Origin of the sequence: Alcanivorax sp. (assembly GCF_014762765.1) — a bacterium.
Classification (GTDB): domain Bacteria; phylum Pseudomonadota; class Gammaproteobacteria; order Pseudomonadales; family Alcanivoracaceae; genus Alcanivorax.
On record NZ_JABURH010000168.1, the window covers coordinates 1 to 15,723 of the forward strand.

At 54.7% G+C, this 15,723-nt stretch carries 17 protein-coding genes; 15 read left to right on the plus strand and 2 right to left on the minus strand.

What is annotated here, in order from left to right:
* Nucleotides 1-31 precede the first annotated feature (31 nt).
* The 3 genes from HUJ17_RS12345 to HUJ17_RS12355 all read left to right on the plus strand — a co-directional run bounded on the left by HUJ17_RS12345 (nucleotide 32) and on the right by HUJ17_RS12355 (nucleotide 3,975).
* The gene (locus tag HUJ17_RS12345) at nucleotides 32-1,528 is read left to right on the plus strand and encodes a DUF945 family protein (protein WP_290510973.1); all 1,497 of its coding nucleotides are present in this window, start codon (nucleotides 32-34) and stop codon (nucleotides 1,526-1,528) included.
* A 102-nt stretch (nucleotides 1,529-1,630) separates the two neighbouring features.
* Nucleotides 1,631-2,002 carry a YbaN family protein gene (locus HUJ17_RS12350; RefSeq protein WP_290510974.1) on the plus strand — a complete coding sequence of 124 codons (372 nt, stop codon included), beginning with the start codon at nucleotides 1,631-1,633 and terminating at the stop codon, nucleotides 2,000-2,002.
* Nucleotides 2,003-2,199: 197 nt separating this feature from the next.
* Nucleotides 2,200-3,975: an acyl-CoA dehydrogenase C-terminal domain-containing protein gene (locus HUJ17_RS12355; protein ID WP_290510975.1), complete on the plus strand. Its 1,776-nt coding sequence runs from the start codon at nucleotides 2,200-2,202 to the stop codon at nucleotides 3,973-3,975.
* A gap of 152 nt (nucleotides 3,976-4,127) precedes the next feature.
* Here HUJ17_RS12355 and HUJ17_RS12360 read toward each other — a convergent pair whose 3' ends face one another.
* Together HUJ17_RS12360 and HUJ17_RS12365 are read right to left on the minus strand one after the other, a co-directional pair.
* Entirely contained in the window at nucleotides 4,128-4,763 is a 636-nt protein-coding gene (locus HUJ17_RS12360; protein ID WP_290510976.1) for an endonuclease, read from the minus strand.
* 106 nt (nucleotides 4,764-4,869) lie between these two features.
* Nucleotides 4,870-5,481 (minus strand): TetR/AcrR family transcriptional regulator, encoded by a 612-nt coding sequence (locus HUJ17_RS12365; protein ID WP_290510977.1) that lies wholly within the window; start codon nucleotides 5,479-5,481, stop codon nucleotides 4,870-4,872.
* 544 nt (nucleotides 5,482-6,025) lie between these two features.
* On the opposite strand from HUJ17_RS12365, the gene HUJ17_RS12370 reads away from it, so the two are divergent.
* The 12 genes from HUJ17_RS12370 to HUJ17_RS12425 form a co-directional block, all read left to right on the plus strand.
* Nucleotides 6,026-6,202 (plus strand): Flp family type IVb pilin, encoded by a 177-nt coding sequence (locus HUJ17_RS12370; RefSeq protein WP_290510978.1) that lies wholly within the window; start codon nucleotides 6,026-6,028, stop codon nucleotides 6,200-6,202.
* A 61-nt stretch (nucleotides 6,203-6,263) separates the two neighbouring features.
* Nucleotides 6,264-6,764, plus strand: coding sequence for a prepilin peptidase (locus HUJ17_RS12375; protein WP_290510979.1), 501 nt, complete (start codon nucleotides 6,264-6,266; stop codon nucleotides 6,762-6,764).
* Between the two features lie 43 nt (nucleotides 6,765-6,807).
* Nucleotides 6,808-7,680: a Flp pilus assembly protein CpaB gene (gene cpaB / locus HUJ17_RS12380; protein ID WP_290510980.1), complete on the plus strand. Its 873-nt coding sequence runs from the start codon at nucleotides 6,808-6,810 to the stop codon at nucleotides 7,678-7,680.
* A 26-nt stretch (nucleotides 7,681-7,706) separates the two neighbouring features.
* Complete coding sequence (locus HUJ17_RS12385; protein ID WP_290510981.1) at nucleotides 7,707-9,164, plus strand: type II and III secretion system protein family protein; 1,458 nt, start codon at nucleotides 7,707-7,709, stop codon at nucleotides 9,162-9,164.
* On the plus strand, nucleotides 9,157-9,405 hold the full coding sequence (locus HUJ17_RS12390; protein WP_290510982.1) for a hypothetical protein: 249 nt from the start codon (nucleotides 9,157-9,159) through the stop codon (nucleotides 9,403-9,405). Before HUJ17_RS12385 ends, HUJ17_RS12390 begins: the two co-directional genes overlap by 8 nt.
* A gap of 19 nt (nucleotides 9,406-9,424) precedes the next feature.
* Nucleotides 9,425-10,780: a TadE/TadG family type IV pilus assembly protein gene (locus tag HUJ17_RS12395; RefSeq protein WP_290510983.1), complete on the plus strand. Its 1,356-nt coding sequence runs from the start codon at nucleotides 9,425-9,427 to the stop codon at nucleotides 10,778-10,780.
* Nucleotides 10,773-11,252: a TadE family protein gene (locus HUJ17_RS12400; protein ID WP_290510984.1), complete on the plus strand. Its 480-nt coding sequence runs from the start codon at nucleotides 10,773-10,775 to the stop codon at nucleotides 11,250-11,252. The genes HUJ17_RS12395 and HUJ17_RS12400 overlap by 8 nt, the downstream gene beginning before the upstream one ends.
* Complete coding sequence (locus HUJ17_RS12405; protein WP_290510985.1) at nucleotides 11,242-11,742, plus strand: TadE/TadG family type IV pilus assembly protein; 501 nt, start codon at nucleotides 11,242-11,244, stop codon at nucleotides 11,740-11,742. Before HUJ17_RS12400 ends, HUJ17_RS12405 begins: the two co-directional genes overlap by 11 nt.
* Nucleotides 11,743-11,763: 21 nt before the next feature.
* Nucleotides 11,764-12,951 carry an AAA family ATPase gene (locus HUJ17_RS12410; protein ID WP_290510986.1) on the plus strand — a complete coding sequence of 396 codons (1,188 nt, stop codon included), beginning with the start codon at nucleotides 11,764-11,766 and terminating at the stop codon, nucleotides 12,949-12,951.
* Between the two features lie 14 nt (nucleotides 12,952-12,965).
* Nucleotides 12,966-14,267 (plus strand): CpaF family protein, encoded by a 1,302-nt coding sequence (locus tag HUJ17_RS12415; RefSeq protein WP_290510987.1) that lies wholly within the window; start codon nucleotides 12,966-12,968, stop codon nucleotides 14,265-14,267.
* 9 nt (nucleotides 14,268-14,276) lie between these two features.
* Nucleotides 14,277-15,266 (plus strand): type II secretion system F family protein, encoded by a 990-nt coding sequence (locus HUJ17_RS12420; RefSeq protein ID WP_290510988.1) that lies wholly within the window; start codon nucleotides 14,277-14,279, stop codon nucleotides 15,264-15,266.
* A gap of 15 nt (nucleotides 15,267-15,281) precedes the next feature.
* A partial coding sequence (locus HUJ17_RS12425; protein ID WP_290510989.1) for a hypothetical protein occupies nucleotides 15,282-15,723 on the plus strand: 442 nt, incomplete at its 3' end.

Sequence of the window (15,723 nt, forward strand, 5' to 3'; positions counted from 1 at the left end):
AAGACATAACAGGGATAAGGGGGATATATCCATGAAGAAGCTTGTTGCACTGATTGTGGTGCTGGTTGTGGCGTGGCTGGGGGCTACGTTTTATGTGGGCATGCGCGCCGAGACGCTGGTTCGCGAAGAAGTGGCCGGTCTGGAAGTGCTTCCGGGGCAGAGCGATATTGTTTTTGACGTGCTTCGTTATGATCGCGGGCTGTTCCGTTCCGAGGCGGTGACCTGCCTGATCGCTCAGGGCGAGCTGGCATCCAATCCGAACCTGGCGATGTTGTCCGGGCAAATCTGCTCCCTGAGCACCATTCACCATGGTCCTTTCGCCTGGACCGATGATGGCTTGTTCGTGGGTATTGCCGCCAGTGAGGAAGTGCTAGATCTGCGTGAGCTGCCCCCGGAAATGGCGGCCATGGTGAATGAAATCTTCCAGGGCAAGCCGCCGGTGACCGGTTACAGTCGCTATGGCTTTGATGGTGGGCTGACCATGAAGGTGGCGGTGTCGCCAGTGAATCTGGAGGCCCCCATGGGCAAGGTGGTGCTCGAGGAGTTGCAGCTGGACGTGTTGCGTCCGACCGCTGACACCTACCCGGTCAACACCTACCTGTCCCTGCGGGGGCTGGATGTGTCCTCCCCGAAAATGGGTTTCGCGGTGGACTCACTCACAGGTTCCGTGGATATCGTTGCCATGCTGGGCGGTGAATTGCCGCTGGCGGATATCAACCTTGCCGGCAAGCAGTTGCGCTGGTCCCAGGGGGAGCAGCCGATGTTGGCGTTTGACCTGACCCTGCAGGGCAACAGCGAGGATCACGGTGATACGCTTAGCGGCGACAGCCGCTTATGGCTGGAGAATATCAGCGGGCCAATGGTGCCGCTGCCCATGGACAGCGCGTACCTGGGCATGGACTACGCCGGTCTGGACCGGCAGGCACTGGTCAAGGTGCATGCACTCAACCGTGAAATGGATGAAATCCAGACCCAGGCCCTGATGGGCGCCCTGTCCGGCAATGGTGAGCAGGACATGGAGCAGCAGATGATGCGTATCCAGACCCTGCTGGCAGAAATGACCCAGGTGGCTGCGGAGCAACTGCTGCACCCGGGTGACAGTAAGTTGTCACTGCAAATGCTGGTGGACCACCAGGGCGAGCGACAGCTCACCGTCGACAGCAAAGCCCGTTACCTGGGGCTGGATGGCAACAACCTGCCGGCCGACGAGCTAATGGCACTCAATGAAGCGCAGATCCAGCAGATGCTGGATGTGCAGGTGCGCGTGGACATGCACGAGTCACTGGTGCCGGCGCCCTACGTCGCCCGGCTGACAGCCTTGGCCGAGCAGGGCGTGGTAGAAAGGCAGGGCGAGCGCTGGAGCAGTGTGCTCAGCGCCAATGGCGGCGCCCTGAGCCTTAATGGTCAGCCGGTTAGCCCAGAAGAGCTGCAGGAGCGCATGAAAGCGATTTCCGGGCCAGCTGCCGCTCCGCAGGCGGCTGAAGGCGAGGCGGCCCTGGACGATCCGCTGGCCTATCACGTCGACTGATCCGCAAAACCCGCCGTCCGGCGGGTTTTTTTATTCCCGGAAAATGGGGCATGCTGTAATGACTCTCTCGCGGGGTAATTGCCTGTTCTAAGGAGGGGAGACATGGAGACAGTCAGGGTGCTGTGCTGGCGCTCAACGGCAATCCTGTTCGTTCTGCTGGGCATGATCGGTGTGGTGGTCCCGGGTATGCCGACAGTGGTCTTTCTGTTGTTGGCCGCCTGGGCTGGCAGCCATGGCTGGCCGCGGCTTGAGCACTGGTTGTTGCACCATCCCCGCCATGGCAGCCACATCCGTCAGTGGCGCGAACAGCGTGCCATTCCCCGCCGTGCCAAGTGCGCCGCCTCCACCATGATGTTGATCAGCATTGCCTTGATCAGCCTGTCTGCCGCCCCGAATTACGTGAAAATCGGTGTGCCGCTGTTTCTTTGCGGGGTATTGCTGTGGATGTGGCGCCGACCGGAGCCGCTTGAATAGGCCGGCGGATTTATTCGAATACGGCGAAAATGAAGCAAAATGTGCGCAAACTGCCCTTAATGTTCCCAATTTCATCCACAATACGTGATTCTTGCGTCAACGGTGGGGGCCATGAACGGCGGGTCACAAATAACCCTGTTACCTGACGCTTTGCCTGCCTAAAATTTGCGCCCTGCCAACTTTCGGGAGATGTGCAAATGGCGACCTATAAAGCGCCCCTCGAGGACATGCGTTTTGTTCTCAACGATGTGTTCAAAGCGGATCAGCTGTGGGCCTCCATGCCTGCCACCGCCGAGGTAACTCGCGACCTGTCCGACGCCATTCTGGAAGAAGCGGGCAAGATGACCGAAGGCTTGCTGTTCCCGCTGAACCGTAACGGTGACGAGCAGGGCTGCACCTGGAACGACGGTGAAGTGACCACCCCGGACGGCTTCAAAGATGCCTTCAAGACCTTTGCGGAAAACGGCTGGAGCGCGTTTTCCGGAAACCCGGAATTCGGTGGTCAGGGCATGCCCAAGTCCCTGGCGGTGCTGTTCGAGGAAATGATGCACAGCGCCTGCTCCTCCTTCGCCCTGTATCCTGCACTCACCAGCGGCGCCTGCCTGGCCATTGATGCCCATGCCAGCCAGGAACTGAAAGAGCAGTATCTGCCCAAGCTCTACAGTGGTGAGTGGAGCGGCACCATGTGCCTGACCGAGCCCCACTCCGGCACCGACCTGGGTATTCTGCGTACCAAGGCTGAGCCCAACGCGGACGGTTCCTTCAACATCACCGGCACCAAGATCTTCATCACCGGTGGTGAGCACGACATGACCAGCAACCATATCCACCTGGTGCTGGCGAAACTGCCGGATGCGCCCGCTGGCTCCAAGGGCATTTCCCTGTTCCTGGTACCCAAATTCCTGCCCGACGCGGACAACAACGCGGGTGAGGGCAACGGGGCCACCTGTGGCTCCATCGAACACAAGATGGGGATCAAGGGCTCTGCCACCTGTGTAATGAACTTCGACGACGCCAAGGGCTGGATCATCGGCGAGCCGAATCAGGGGCTGGCCTGCATGTTCACCATGATGAACTATGAGCGTCTGTCCATTGGCCTGCAGGGCCTGGGCCTGGGTGAAGTGAGCTACCAGAGCGCGGTGGACTATGCCCGCGAACGTCTGCAGGGCCGCAGTGCCACTGGCGCGAAAAACCCCAATGGTCCGGCGGACCCGATCATCGTTCACGGCGACGTGCGTCGCATGCTGATGAACATGCGCGCCATCAATGAAGGCGGCCGCGCCCTGGCCGCCTATGTCGGGATGCAACTGGATACCGCCAAGTTCAGCGAAGACGCGGACGCCAAGAAAAAGGCGGAAGATCGGGTGGCCCTGCTGACGCCGGTGGCCAAGGCCTTCTTTACCGACCGGGGGCTGGACACCACTATCACCGGGCAGCAGGTCTTCGGTGGCCACGGTTATATCCGTGAGTGGGGCATGGAGCAGTTCGTGCGCGACTGCCGCATTTCCCAGATCTACGAAGGCACCAACGGCATCCAGGCTCTGGACCTGGCGGGCCGTAAAGTGGCGCGTAATGGCGGCAAGTCTGTTGAGGCGTTCCTGGCGGATGCCCAGGCCTGGGCCGAGGAAAACAGCGCTAACGGCCAGCTGGCTACCATCAGCAGTGAGCTGCAGGCGGCGCTGACCCTGCTCAAGGACGCCACCGACGAACTGCTGTCCCAGGCGGCCAGCAATCCGGACGCGATCAGCGCTGCCGCGGTGGAGTATCTGGACCTGTTCGGCTATGTGCTCTATGCCTGGTTGTGGGCGCAGATGCTGGCAGCCACCGATGGTCGTGACGACGATTTCGCCAAGGCCAAGCGCGTCACCTGCCAGTACTACTTCCAGCGCGTCCTGCCCAAGGCCCATGCCTTGTTTGCCCAGATCAAAAGTGGGGCGGATACCATGATGGGTCTGGACGGCGAGTTGTTCTAAATAGCTACAAGCTACAAGCTACAAGCTACAAAAAAACCGCTACCCTTCCGGGTGCGGTTTTTTTGTGTGAGAAGTCCAGCGCGGGGTCCGACATTGCAGTGGCCAACGGCCCGTCTTCGTGTTGCAGCTTGGAGCTTGTGGCTTGCCGCTGTTTACGGAAACTGCATATTCAACGGCGAACTGCCTTGCAGAGATTCCGCGCGATCCGGTTCATCGATGAAAGGGTTGCGGTTGCCCTGTATCTGCTCGATCACGTTATTGCGGCGACGTTCCTCGTCGTCCACCGGGTCATCCCGGTGCCAGCGCTGGTACATCTCCAACGTGCCCAGCATGGGGATGTCATACCTGTCGTACAAGTACAGCATGGCCCTGGCCACATCACCCTTGGCGGACGTTGGTGGTTCGAACACCTGAAAGGCTTGCTTGTAACCACACTCGGGATCCGTGGCTGTGGTGGCAGGCAGATCGCCCAGAAGGGTCCGGCGCCGGTCAAGTTCAGCGTGTCGCGTTACCGGGAACAGGCTGTGGCGGTCCCGTGAGACCTCGACAAACTGGCGATTGCTCTGGCATAGCCGACTGGTTCGGCAACCAAAATGTTGGGCAAGCCGGCGCTCGTCATAGATATGTTCTAGAGAAACCCGATCATCGGCCTGGAAAGCTTCCTGGCAATACAGCGTTTTGCCGCCGTTGGCGTACACCTGCTTAAGAAACGTCTTATCAGGCGTGTCGCCATAGCTGGTAGCTATAGGCAAGAAAACTGCCAGCAGCACCAGTGAAAACTTATTCATATTGTGAGCCCCGTCACATGTCTGCTCTTGCCATCTTAGCCCCCAAAGCCAGAGTGACAGCTAACCATAATGTATACCGGGGTGATGAAAGGTGCCAATGGCTGGACTAACGGTTGTCTAACAAAAAAGTCACACAGTCATGAATATGTGCGCTGATCGCGCTTTTTGAGGGTAGTTGCTCCGGTGCCAGCAGGGCGCACAGTTGGAACTCGGCCTTCACCATGCCCAGGAACTGGCGGGCGGTATGCGGGGTAGGTAGCTTGGCTGGCAGTTCTCCCTCTCGCTGCAGATGTTTCAAATACTGTTCCAGCTCGCTGAGTAGCAATTCCGGCCCGGCCTGGTAGACCGTGCGCCCCAGCTCCGGAAAGGCCGGGGCGTGGCTGATCAGTAGACGGTACAGCTCCAGATTGAGCGGCTCCAGGAGGGCGAACACAAAGTTCTTTGCCAGCATCGTCAGCCCGTCACGGGCAGACATGCCAATCACATCGATAGAGCGTACTTCTTCCACCAGTTTGTCGGCGTGATAACGAATGACCGCGCTGAACAGTCCCTGCTTGTCACCAAAATAGTCATAGAGGCTGCGCCGGGAGCCGCCAGCCTGGCTGATGATCATGTCCAGTGTGGTGCCTTCATAGCCGTGCTGAAGGAAGGTGTTCGTGGCAGCTTCAAGGATGGCCTGCTGACGTTTCTGGCCACGCTGACTGATGGGCTGGCTCATGATTGCGGGCCTGTTGCCGTTTTATAAAGGGTACTGAACAGGACACTTCTCGGCAATTTGTGCCTTGTCGCTTTGCAAAACCCTGCAAAAGCCACCTTTTGAAGTCGGTATGGCAGGGTGAGAGAGGGTTCAGGAAGAATATAAAAATATAAAAAGCTCGGTGTTTTATGCAGAGAACCTTGTTCGTAATGAGTCCAGCGTCCTCTGGTTACGAAATGGCTTACAACGAAAGTCGTATATTAACATTCCCTATTCCTCAAGAAATTCAATCGCTTATCGTATTTTTTATGCTTTAACTCATTTGGGGTATGGAGTATTTGATTGATTTATAAAGAAAAAAAGCAGGGGAGGAACGGTATTCATTTTCCCTAGCAGAAACAGGTTACAGAAAGATTAATCCCCCTAAACAGCAAACAAATATATTTGCCCGTTGTGCAAGCGCCAAATGATGTATGTCCGCATTGTTTATGTGACCAGCTTTGCAAGGCTGACATATTTTACAGGCGGCTAACTAAAGGAAAGTTTGATGTCTGGAGGACAAGTCATGAAACAGCTGTTTATGCAATTCATCAAAGAAGAAGACGGGGCCACCATGGTGGAATATGCAATCCTGGTCGCTCTGATTTCCGTGGTCGCTATTGCAACGATTGTTCTTATCGGTCAGGAGGTAAATACATCCTTCGGAACCGTTAACACAGAATTGAACGCTGCAAACAATTAACCGATATAGCTGATCCAGAGACTCTGCCCGCCGCAAGGCGGGCAGAGGAGGTGATCCGGAAATGGTGACTCTTGTTCTGACCTTATCCCTATTGATGCCGGCGGTGTATTACGACATCACCGAAAGGCGAATCCCGAATCGTCTTATCGCTTTTTTTATTCTTGTTATTCCTGCCGTTTTATTTCTCGTACAAGGTGCCTCCGTGTTGCCCTCGCACCTTGCTGCCGCAGGAATAGTCTTTCTCTCGGTTTTTGTTTTCTGGTTATTGGGCTGGCTGGGCGCAGGCGATGTGAAGTTGCTGTCGCTGGTTGCGCTGATAACCGGGCTCTCCCTGGTTCCTGAATTATTACTGAATACAGCACTGTGCGGCCTTGTATTGGCGGTACTGGCGATAGTTGTGAACGGCGCTTTTCGACAAACAGGGAAAAGATTGTTTGCAGTGGTACGGGGTGTACCTGCCGGCGAAATGGAGCAGGACGGCAGTCAGGTAAAATTACCGTATGCGGTGGCCATCGCTGCCGGTGCGGTACTCACAGTTTCAGGAGTATCGCCGCTACCGTAATGAAGGCGGGTGATACGGGAAGGGACGGAAAAGGAGATTCCTCATGCAGTTGCGACCGCTATTAATTCTTTTGGTGGCCATTATTCTCGGTGGGCTGACAGTCTACCTGGTTAACCAGTTTTTGCAGCGCGAAGTCAGCAGTCGATCGGATATGCGAACCATCGCCACCGTGCCGGTGGTGGTGGCCGCGGCTGACCTTAACAGTGGAACCCGGTTGGATGAGGTGCTGTTGAATGTGGTGGACTGGCCGGAATCCAGCGTGCCGGAAGGAGCATTTCGCACCAAGTCTGCGCTGCTGCAGGAAAAACCGCCCCTTATTCTCACACAGGCTAAAAAAGGCGAGCCGATTCTTAAGTACAAGCTTTCCCCATATGGCGCACGCGGGGGCTTGCCGTCAAAAATCCCGGAAGACCAACGTGCCGTTACCTTGTCCGTGAATGAAATAAAGGGCGTAGGGGGCTTTGTCATGCCCGGTGACTATGTGGATGTGCTTCACACCACCACCTTTGGCCGCTCTGACAAAAATCCGGTAACCCGGGTGATATTGCAGAATGCCAAAGTTCTGGGCATTGATCAGCGCTCCAGTGAAACAGATACCGAGCCGAAAGTAGTTAACGCCATCACTATTCTGGTCGCTCCTTTCGATGGTCAGAGAATTGTTCTGGCGGCCAAGACAGGGGATCTTAACCTGCTTCTGAGAAACGAGTTCGACGCATCGATCGTCGAAACCGAATTGGTGACTTACAAGGATCTACTGACAGAGGAGCCGGAGCGGGAAACCAAAGTGGTTCGGCGGGTTCGGCGTGCCCCTCCCAAGCCACAGGTTGAAGTGATTCGTGGACTGGAAGTGGAAAACCAGACTGTCAAAGAAGGGGAAGTTCGTCAGAAAACGCCAGCACCGGCCGGTGCGCAATAGGATTCCAGGGAGGAAGGATAATGAGGATGAATACTGAAATTCGGTTACCTGGCTGGTCAATGTGTGCGGTAGCGGCATTCATGATGGCAATGGTATCTACCGTTTACGCTTCGGAAGGCTATGAACTGCAATTTAGTGATGGGCTTCAGAAAGAGGAATTGTCGCTTTCCCTGGGTAAGTCACAAATGATCTATTCCCCGTCACCCCTGGATCAGGTGGTGATCGGTAACCCCGAGATTGCGGATATTAAGCTGTTGTCCTCGCGGCATGTTCTGATTCTGGGAATGAAGCCCGGTCATACCAATCTGGCATTCCGGGACAAAAACCGAAATCTTGTGGCGCTGATGGATGTGATTGTCGGCTACGACATGGACCAGATGAAGCGTCGCATTTATGAACTTATGCCTGAGGAGCAGGGAATACAGATCCGCGGCGCCAATGATCAGGTCATTCTTTCTGGAAAAGCCTCCAGTGTCATGGCCATGGAGCAGGCTCTGTCTGTAGCGCGGAGCTTTGCGCCGAAAGATAAAGTGGTAAATATGCTGGAAGTAGGCGGCGGTACTCAGGTGATGCTGGAAGTGCGTATTGCCGAGATCAAGAGGACATCGCTGCAGGAACTGGGCGTCAGTCTCCAGGCCTTTAATCGTGATGGGGTCAAGACCCTGGCCACGGCTACCGGTATAGCGCCGAATAATATCCCGTTTCTTTCATCAATATTTACCGATCCAGCTTCTACTATCTTTGGCTATAACGGTATCAGTGTGCGGCTCGACGCTTTGGAGCGTGAAGGTCTGGCCAAGGTGCTGGCCAAGCCCAACCTGACTGCCTTGTCCGGTCAGGAGGCCAGCTTTCTGGCCGGGGGTGAGGTGGCTATCCCGGTGGCGCAGAATGGTGATGAAGGTAATGTCACCATCACGGTGGTGTTCAAGGAATTTGGGGTTGGCCTCAAGTTTGTACCTACAGTTCTTTCGGATGACAGCATCAATATCAAGCTGAACGCGGAAGTCTCTGCTATCGATCCTTCCAATGGCTTTCAGGCATCAGGATTCAATATTCCTGGCTTTGTCACTCGTCGTACCGGAACCACTGTGGAAATGGCCGATGGACAGGCCTTTGCCATTGCCGGCCTGATTCAGGATGACTTGAATAACGTGATCAACCAGGTTCCGGGGCTGGGCAGTATTCCGGTATTGGGTGCCTTGTTCCGCTCCACCGAGTTCAAACGTAACGAAAGCGAACTGGTGGTTATTGTGACGCCGAAACTGGTGACACCGAAACGGGTTGATCAGTACGCCCTGCCCACGGACGTTTTCGTTCCCCCCAGTGACATCGACCAGTATTTGATGGGTTTTCTTGAACACAAGCCAACCCGGAATCGCAATGCCCGTGAACAGGAAAATGAGGATTCACAGGACACGTCAAGTCGTGGCGGCTTGCACGGCAAGTTCGGTCACCAGATCAGGGAGGTAGCGAACAATGAATAGGATCATGACGGTGATAATGGTGATGTTTCTGAGCGCCTGTGCAAGAGAATCACTGCGGCCGGATTACGGTTACAGCGTGAATCATAATGCTCAGGTTCAGGTGATCAATCCGGATGCCCGCTACAAGGATCATCCAGTGATCAGTACCCATGGCGGAAAGCTGGATGCGGGTTACGAACGTTTCCTCAAGGATGATGGAAAAGTTGAGGAAGGACGGATCGTTGAAGATGTCTCTGAATGATCGATGAAAGGTGACGGTGATGAAAAGGCAGCAGCGCGGGGCCTATATGGTGATGATGGCCATACTGATCGTGATACTGATCGGTATCGCCGCTTTGGCCATCGATGTTGGGCGGGTTCTGATGATGCGAACTGATATGCAGAACGCGGCAGATGCGGCCGCTCTGGCTGCAGCAGCGGAGCTGAACTCAGATAATAACGCCCAGGATCGCGCTCGTGCTGCCGCCAGAGATCTGCTGGAGCATGATGCTCGCTTTGCCCGTGTTACTGAATTGCTTGGTGCCACGGGCTTGCCGGATGAAGCATTTGATTTCTTCTGCGTCATTGGCAGTGAGACGGATGTGAAGCCTTCCGATCCGGGATTTTCAGATTTTTGTAGTGGTGGCGAAGTTGAACCAGGCAAATACGCTGCCACATCCGATGTGGATACTCACTATGTGAGAGTTACTCTGGATCCGACTCTGGTGGGTGATGGTGACCGATTCACGTCAGACCTGATCTTTTTGCCTGTGCTTGGCGCCCTGGGTATCGACACTGCGGAGACAGCCTCCGCGGTAACCGATGCTTTGGCTGGGCGAAACTTCTTCACCTGCAATTATCCTCCCATGGCCATGTGCGATCCCTGGGAGCCTGAGGGATCCCATTTCAGCGAAGAAATGGAAGTGGGTGCCCATATCGAAATGCGACAGCAGGGATCCAATCAGTGGAGTAGTGGTAATTTCGGGTTCCTTCAGCCGCCTAACGCGGGTCCCGGAGCAAATGATGTGTCGCTGTTTATCGCCAATGAAGGTGATGTGGGCTGCCAGCCCGCAACGTTCACCACCCAGACAGGCTCAATGACGGCCAAGACCAGAGCCGGATGGAATACCCGGTTCGGTATTTATGACGGCCCCAACCCTTTCCAGAATTATGACAGTGACTGGCCGCCGGCTCCCAATGTGGTGCCTTATCCGCTGGATAGTAGTTCTGATCCAGTGGATAGCCGGATTGGTGCCGGTGATTGGGACTTTGATAGCTACTGGTCAACGAACCATGGCACACCGGCGCCAAATGGCTGGAGCAACGTGAGTCGTCCGACCCGGCATGAGGTGTACCAGCACGAAATCGCCAACAGCATTCCTGTGGACGGACAACCTTCAGACCCGGCAGGTCAGGAGTCTCGACGCGTCATGAACATGGCCGTGCTGAGCTGCGAGGCATTGGGCATAACCGGCGGCAAGAAAAGTGGTGTGATTTTTCCCAGGGATGGTTTTGCCAGGATGTTTCTGGTGAGGCCGGCGGAAGGTCCTCCGGATGTGACGTTCTATGGGGAATTCATCGGCTGGGCCCAGGATACGGATGATAATTATCATGTGCAGATTCAACTGTATGAATAAGTTGCCTGCACGTCAGGCAGGTGCGGCCATGGTGGAGTTTGCCATCCTGCTGCCGTTGATGATTGTGCTGGTGTTCGGTATTACCGAGATGGGCCGCGCGATCTACCAGCAAAACACCCTGAGCAAGGCCGTGGCGTCTGGCGCTCGTTATATGAGTCGTTCCACACAAAGCGTGAATGCCGATTGCACGCAGGCAGCGCAGTGGGGTGCTTCCATCAATAATGCCGCAAATCTGGTGGCTTTTGGTAATCAGGCAGGAAACGGTAATGCCTTACTGCCAGACCTGAATGCGGGAGATGTGAGCTTCACACTGGAGCAGCGCATGGTCACCGGTGGTGATAACGCTTGCGTGATTATTGCCACAGCTTCTGTGGACTTCAGCGCCATCTTTGGCGACACCATCGTGCCTTTCCTGGATCTGGGGCCTATCACTCTCAGTGCCACCGTGGAGGAGCGTTACCATGGTGAATAAATGCCTATCAAGAAAGCGCGAGCGTGGGTCAACCATGGTTGAAATGGCGATCACGCTACCGCTTTTCCTGCTTCTTATCTTTGCCATCATCGAACTGGCGTTGGTGATTTTTACCTGGACGCGAGCTGTGGACTCCACCCGTGCCGGAGCCCGTTATGCCATCGTCAATGACGCGGTGACCGATATTTCCTCTTTGGACTGTTCCGCTGTGACGAACGTGACGGTGAGCTGTGATTCGGCCAACTGTGCCGATCTGATGAATGAAATGAATTCGCTCTATCAGGACCTAGAGGCAGCCAATGTAACCGTGCGCTACGGCTGCTCTTCCACGGGGTTTTCCGGTAATCCGCGGCCTGTCAGAGAAGTCTCTGTTTCTATTGTCGGTCAGCAATACGAATTGGTTCTGCCGGGCGTGATCGGGTTGGACCCGAATCTTACGCTACCGGATTTTACCAGCACACGGGTCAGTGAAGACCTGAATACACCCTGAAGCAATTCAGAGGGAGCAAGGATGAGTACAGGATTGGTTATCGGACTGATATACCGCAATGAGACTACCAAGGCTCAGTTTGGCCAGATCGTCACAGGGCTGAAAGCCGGGTTTGTTGCACTGCCCTATACACTCAACGGCAGCTTGGTGGCGAAAGTCCATGAGTCTAGCTGCCATGCTGTCATTGTCGAGGGTAATGACGAGGGCGAGCAGGATCCTTCGCATATTGAGGCATTGATCAGCGAGCTTCCTGATATTCCCGTCTATGCCGCTTTCCGTGAACCCGGTGTTGACGTTATTCGTCGCCTGATGCGGGTTGGCGCCCGTGATGTCATTCCCATACCCCCCTCCGAAGAAGACTTGAAGAGAGAGCTCTCCAGGTTGAAAACCGGACTGGGGCCGGATGTAGATGCGAGAAAAGGGAAGATTATTTCTGTTATCAACAGCAAATCTGGCAGTGGTGCCACAACCATCGCTGTGAATATTGCCTGTGACATTGCCGCCATGGATGAAGACTTGAAAGTGGCTCTGATCGATCTGGATATTCAGTTCGGTAGCGTGTCTCTGTACCTGGATGTTAAGTGGCAGGCAAATGTCATGGACGCGCTGGGACAGGCATCGAGACTCGACAAGACCATGTTCAACGCCATGATGAGTCGCCATGATTCCGGTCTTTATGCGTTGCCTGCGCCAAACAAGATTACTCGACTTGATCGAGTTAGTTCCGCTGATGTCAAAAAATTCCTGGATGTAGTGAAGCAAACGTTTGATGTGGTGGTGCTGGATCTTCCCAAAGCGATTAACGACTGGAATGAGGAGATTCTCAAAGCCAGTGACAGTATCTATGTGGTGATCCAGCGAAGTCTGGCGGTGTTGCGTGATGCCCGTTTGCTGATGTCCTATTTTCACAGCGTGGGTATTGATGATGGTGATATCACCATTGTGGATAACCGTTATCGCTCGAAACACTCCACGGTGACCGATAAACAGATTCATGACACGTTGAAGGTTGAAAATATGGTTCGTATTGCCAACGACTACGATGCCGTCATGGGGTCGCAGGATCATGGCATGCCATTGAGTAAGCACGCAAAACATAGCCGTATCAGTAAGGATATACATCAAATATCCGAAAAGATCGTGGAAGAACTTACCGGTGAAAAAAGAGAGCAAGCTGGCCTTCTGGGGCGGCTTATCGGGCGGCATTGAGAAAGGAGTTCACCATGTTTGCCAGTGAAAGAGGGATTGATGAGATGGATTTCAGTGCAGTGCAGAAGAAGGTGCACTCACTGTTAATGGAACGCCTGGATCTCCGTCAGATGGAAAAGATGGAGGAAAAGCTGGTGCGAAACCAGATCCGGCTTGCCTTGCGTGATCTGATTGATGAAAACGGGTTTGTGCTCAATGAGCATGAACAGAGCGTACTAATCGAAAACGTGGAAAACGAAGTGCTGGGTATGGGGCCGCTTGAGCCTCTTCTTCACGACCCGTCCATCTCGGATATCCTGATCAACACCGCTGACACCTGTTATATCGAGCGCCATGGGGTGCTGGAAAAGGTCAATATCCGTTTTCAGAACAATGATCACTTGATGCGAATCATCCAGAAAATTGCCGGTGCAGTCGGTCGCCGGGTAGATGAATCCAGCCCCATGGTGGATGCCCGCCTGATGGATGGCTCGCGGGTCAATGCCATCATTCCGCCGCTGGCGGTGGATGGGCCCCTGCTGTCTATTCGTAAATTCGCGGCAGACCCACTAACGGTCACTGACCTGATGAATTTTCGATCGATTACCCAGCCGATTGCCGAGTTTCTGAAAGCCGCGGTCAAGGCGAGAACCAACATCCTTATTTCCGGGGGTACTGGCTCAGGGAAAACCACGCTGCTGAATGTTGTGTCCGGTTTTATCCCTGCCAATGAACGAATCCTGACCATCGAGGATTCAGCCGAACTGCAGTTACAGCAGCCCCATGTGGGGAGACTGGAAACGCGCCCTGCCAATATTGAAGGGAAAGGGGCTGTTATTGCCCGCGACCTGGTGAGGAATGCCTTGAGAATGCGCCCCGATCGGATTGTGGTCGGTGAGGTGCGCGGCGAGGAAGCACTGGATATGTTGCAGGCCATGAACACCGGTCATGACGGCTCACTCTCTACTATTCATGCCAATTCGGCCCGCGATGGCATTTCTCGTCTGGAGCACATGATCGGCATGGCGGGTGTCTCCATTTCTCCCAATGTCATCCGCCAGCAGATCGCTGCCGCCCTGGACCTTATTGTGCAGACCGAGCGACTTTCTGATGGTCGGCGTGCGGTGATCAGCGTCCAGGAAATTACCGGTATGGAGCAAAATGTGGTGAACATGCAGGAGATTTTCCAGTTCAAACGATTGGGTGTGGATGAGAACGGCAAAGTCCAGGGGGAGTTCCGGGCTACGGGCATTCGCCCCATGATGATGCAGCGGATCAAAGAGCGTGGTGTTGCGCTTGATGAAGGTGTTTTCGATCCTGATCGTGTTTACGAATAGGGGGCGGCCATGATTATCAATGAAATCACTATCATCATATCGCTGATTGCGTTTCTGGCCGTGGTGGGGCTGATTGAAGGCTTCTATATGCTTTACCGTTCCATGAATGTGGAACGCACCCAGGCGGTGAGCAAGCGGCTTCGTAATCTTTCGGCTTCCGGGCTCAGCAATGAAGAGGCGTTGTCTCTGTTGCGCCGGCGAACGTTCAGTGAGGTGCCGGCGTTAAACCGGATTCTGGCTATGTTTCCCCGTTCACATTCCCTGGATCGAATGCTGGTTCAATCCGGGGTGGATCTCACGGTCTCACGCTATCTGTTGATTCAGCTTTCCCTGTTTGTGCTGACTTTTCTGATTCTCTGGCTTCTTCTCAAGGTGTTCTGGTTCCTGGCATTGCCGATTGCCATGCTACTGGGATTCTATGTTCCCTATGCCTATGTAAAGGCGAAGAAGCGGGAGCGGGCCCGTAAGATTTCGGAACAATTACCGGAGGCCATGGATTTTCTTGCCCGCAGCATGCGAGCCGGAAATCCGTTCTCTGCGGCCATCAAGCAGGCCAGTAGGGAAATGGCAGAACCGATTGCCCCCGAGTTTGCCACCACCTTTGATGAGTTGAACTTCGGTATGGACCTGGAAGACACCCTGCGTCATCTGGCCCAGCGAAGCAGTAGTGAGGAAATGCGTTACTTCATCACCGCGGTGCTGATTCAGAAATCCACCGGTGGCAATCTGGCCGAGGTCCTTAACCGCCTTTCTGCGGTGATGCGCTCGCGGGCAAGAACCTTCCGGGAGATTCGAGTGCTTGCTGCAGAGATGAAGTTTTCTGCCAATATCCTTATTGCCTTGCCGTTTGTGGTAGCCGGGGCGCTGTTGCTATTGAACCCTACGTATCTTTACACGCTGGTGGAAACCACCATGGGTTACATCGTGATCGGTGCTCAACTGGGGCTGATGTTGCTGGGATACATTGTCATTCACCGGATGATCAACTTCAGGGTCTGATCAAGGAGAGATGTCATGCTGGAAGGAATTAGCTTGTCAGTCCTGATAATGGGGTCCCTGTTTCTCTTGACGGTCATCATTGTGGCGTCAGTGGGGAACTGGTTGTTCAGTGGTAATGCCACCTTCGACCGTCGTTTGCGTGAAATTCAGGGGCTTGCTTCGGGTGAGAGAGGGCATGGAAAAGCCACGGAGGAGGGGCCATTCACGGTTAAATGGCTACAACCGATGGCTCGCCTGGTGGTGCCTGACGATAAGTGGAAGCAGTCCCGGATTCGTGCCCGACTGGTTCGCGCCGGTTACCGCAGTGCCCAGGCCATGGGGATCTATTATCTTGCTAAATTTTTTCTTGCGGTGTTGCTGCCGGTGCTGGTGATCACACCATTATTGATGTATCCCACCCTGGTGACCCAGCGGCACTGGGCTGTGGTGGCGCTGGTGGTGTCTGCCCTGATCGGTT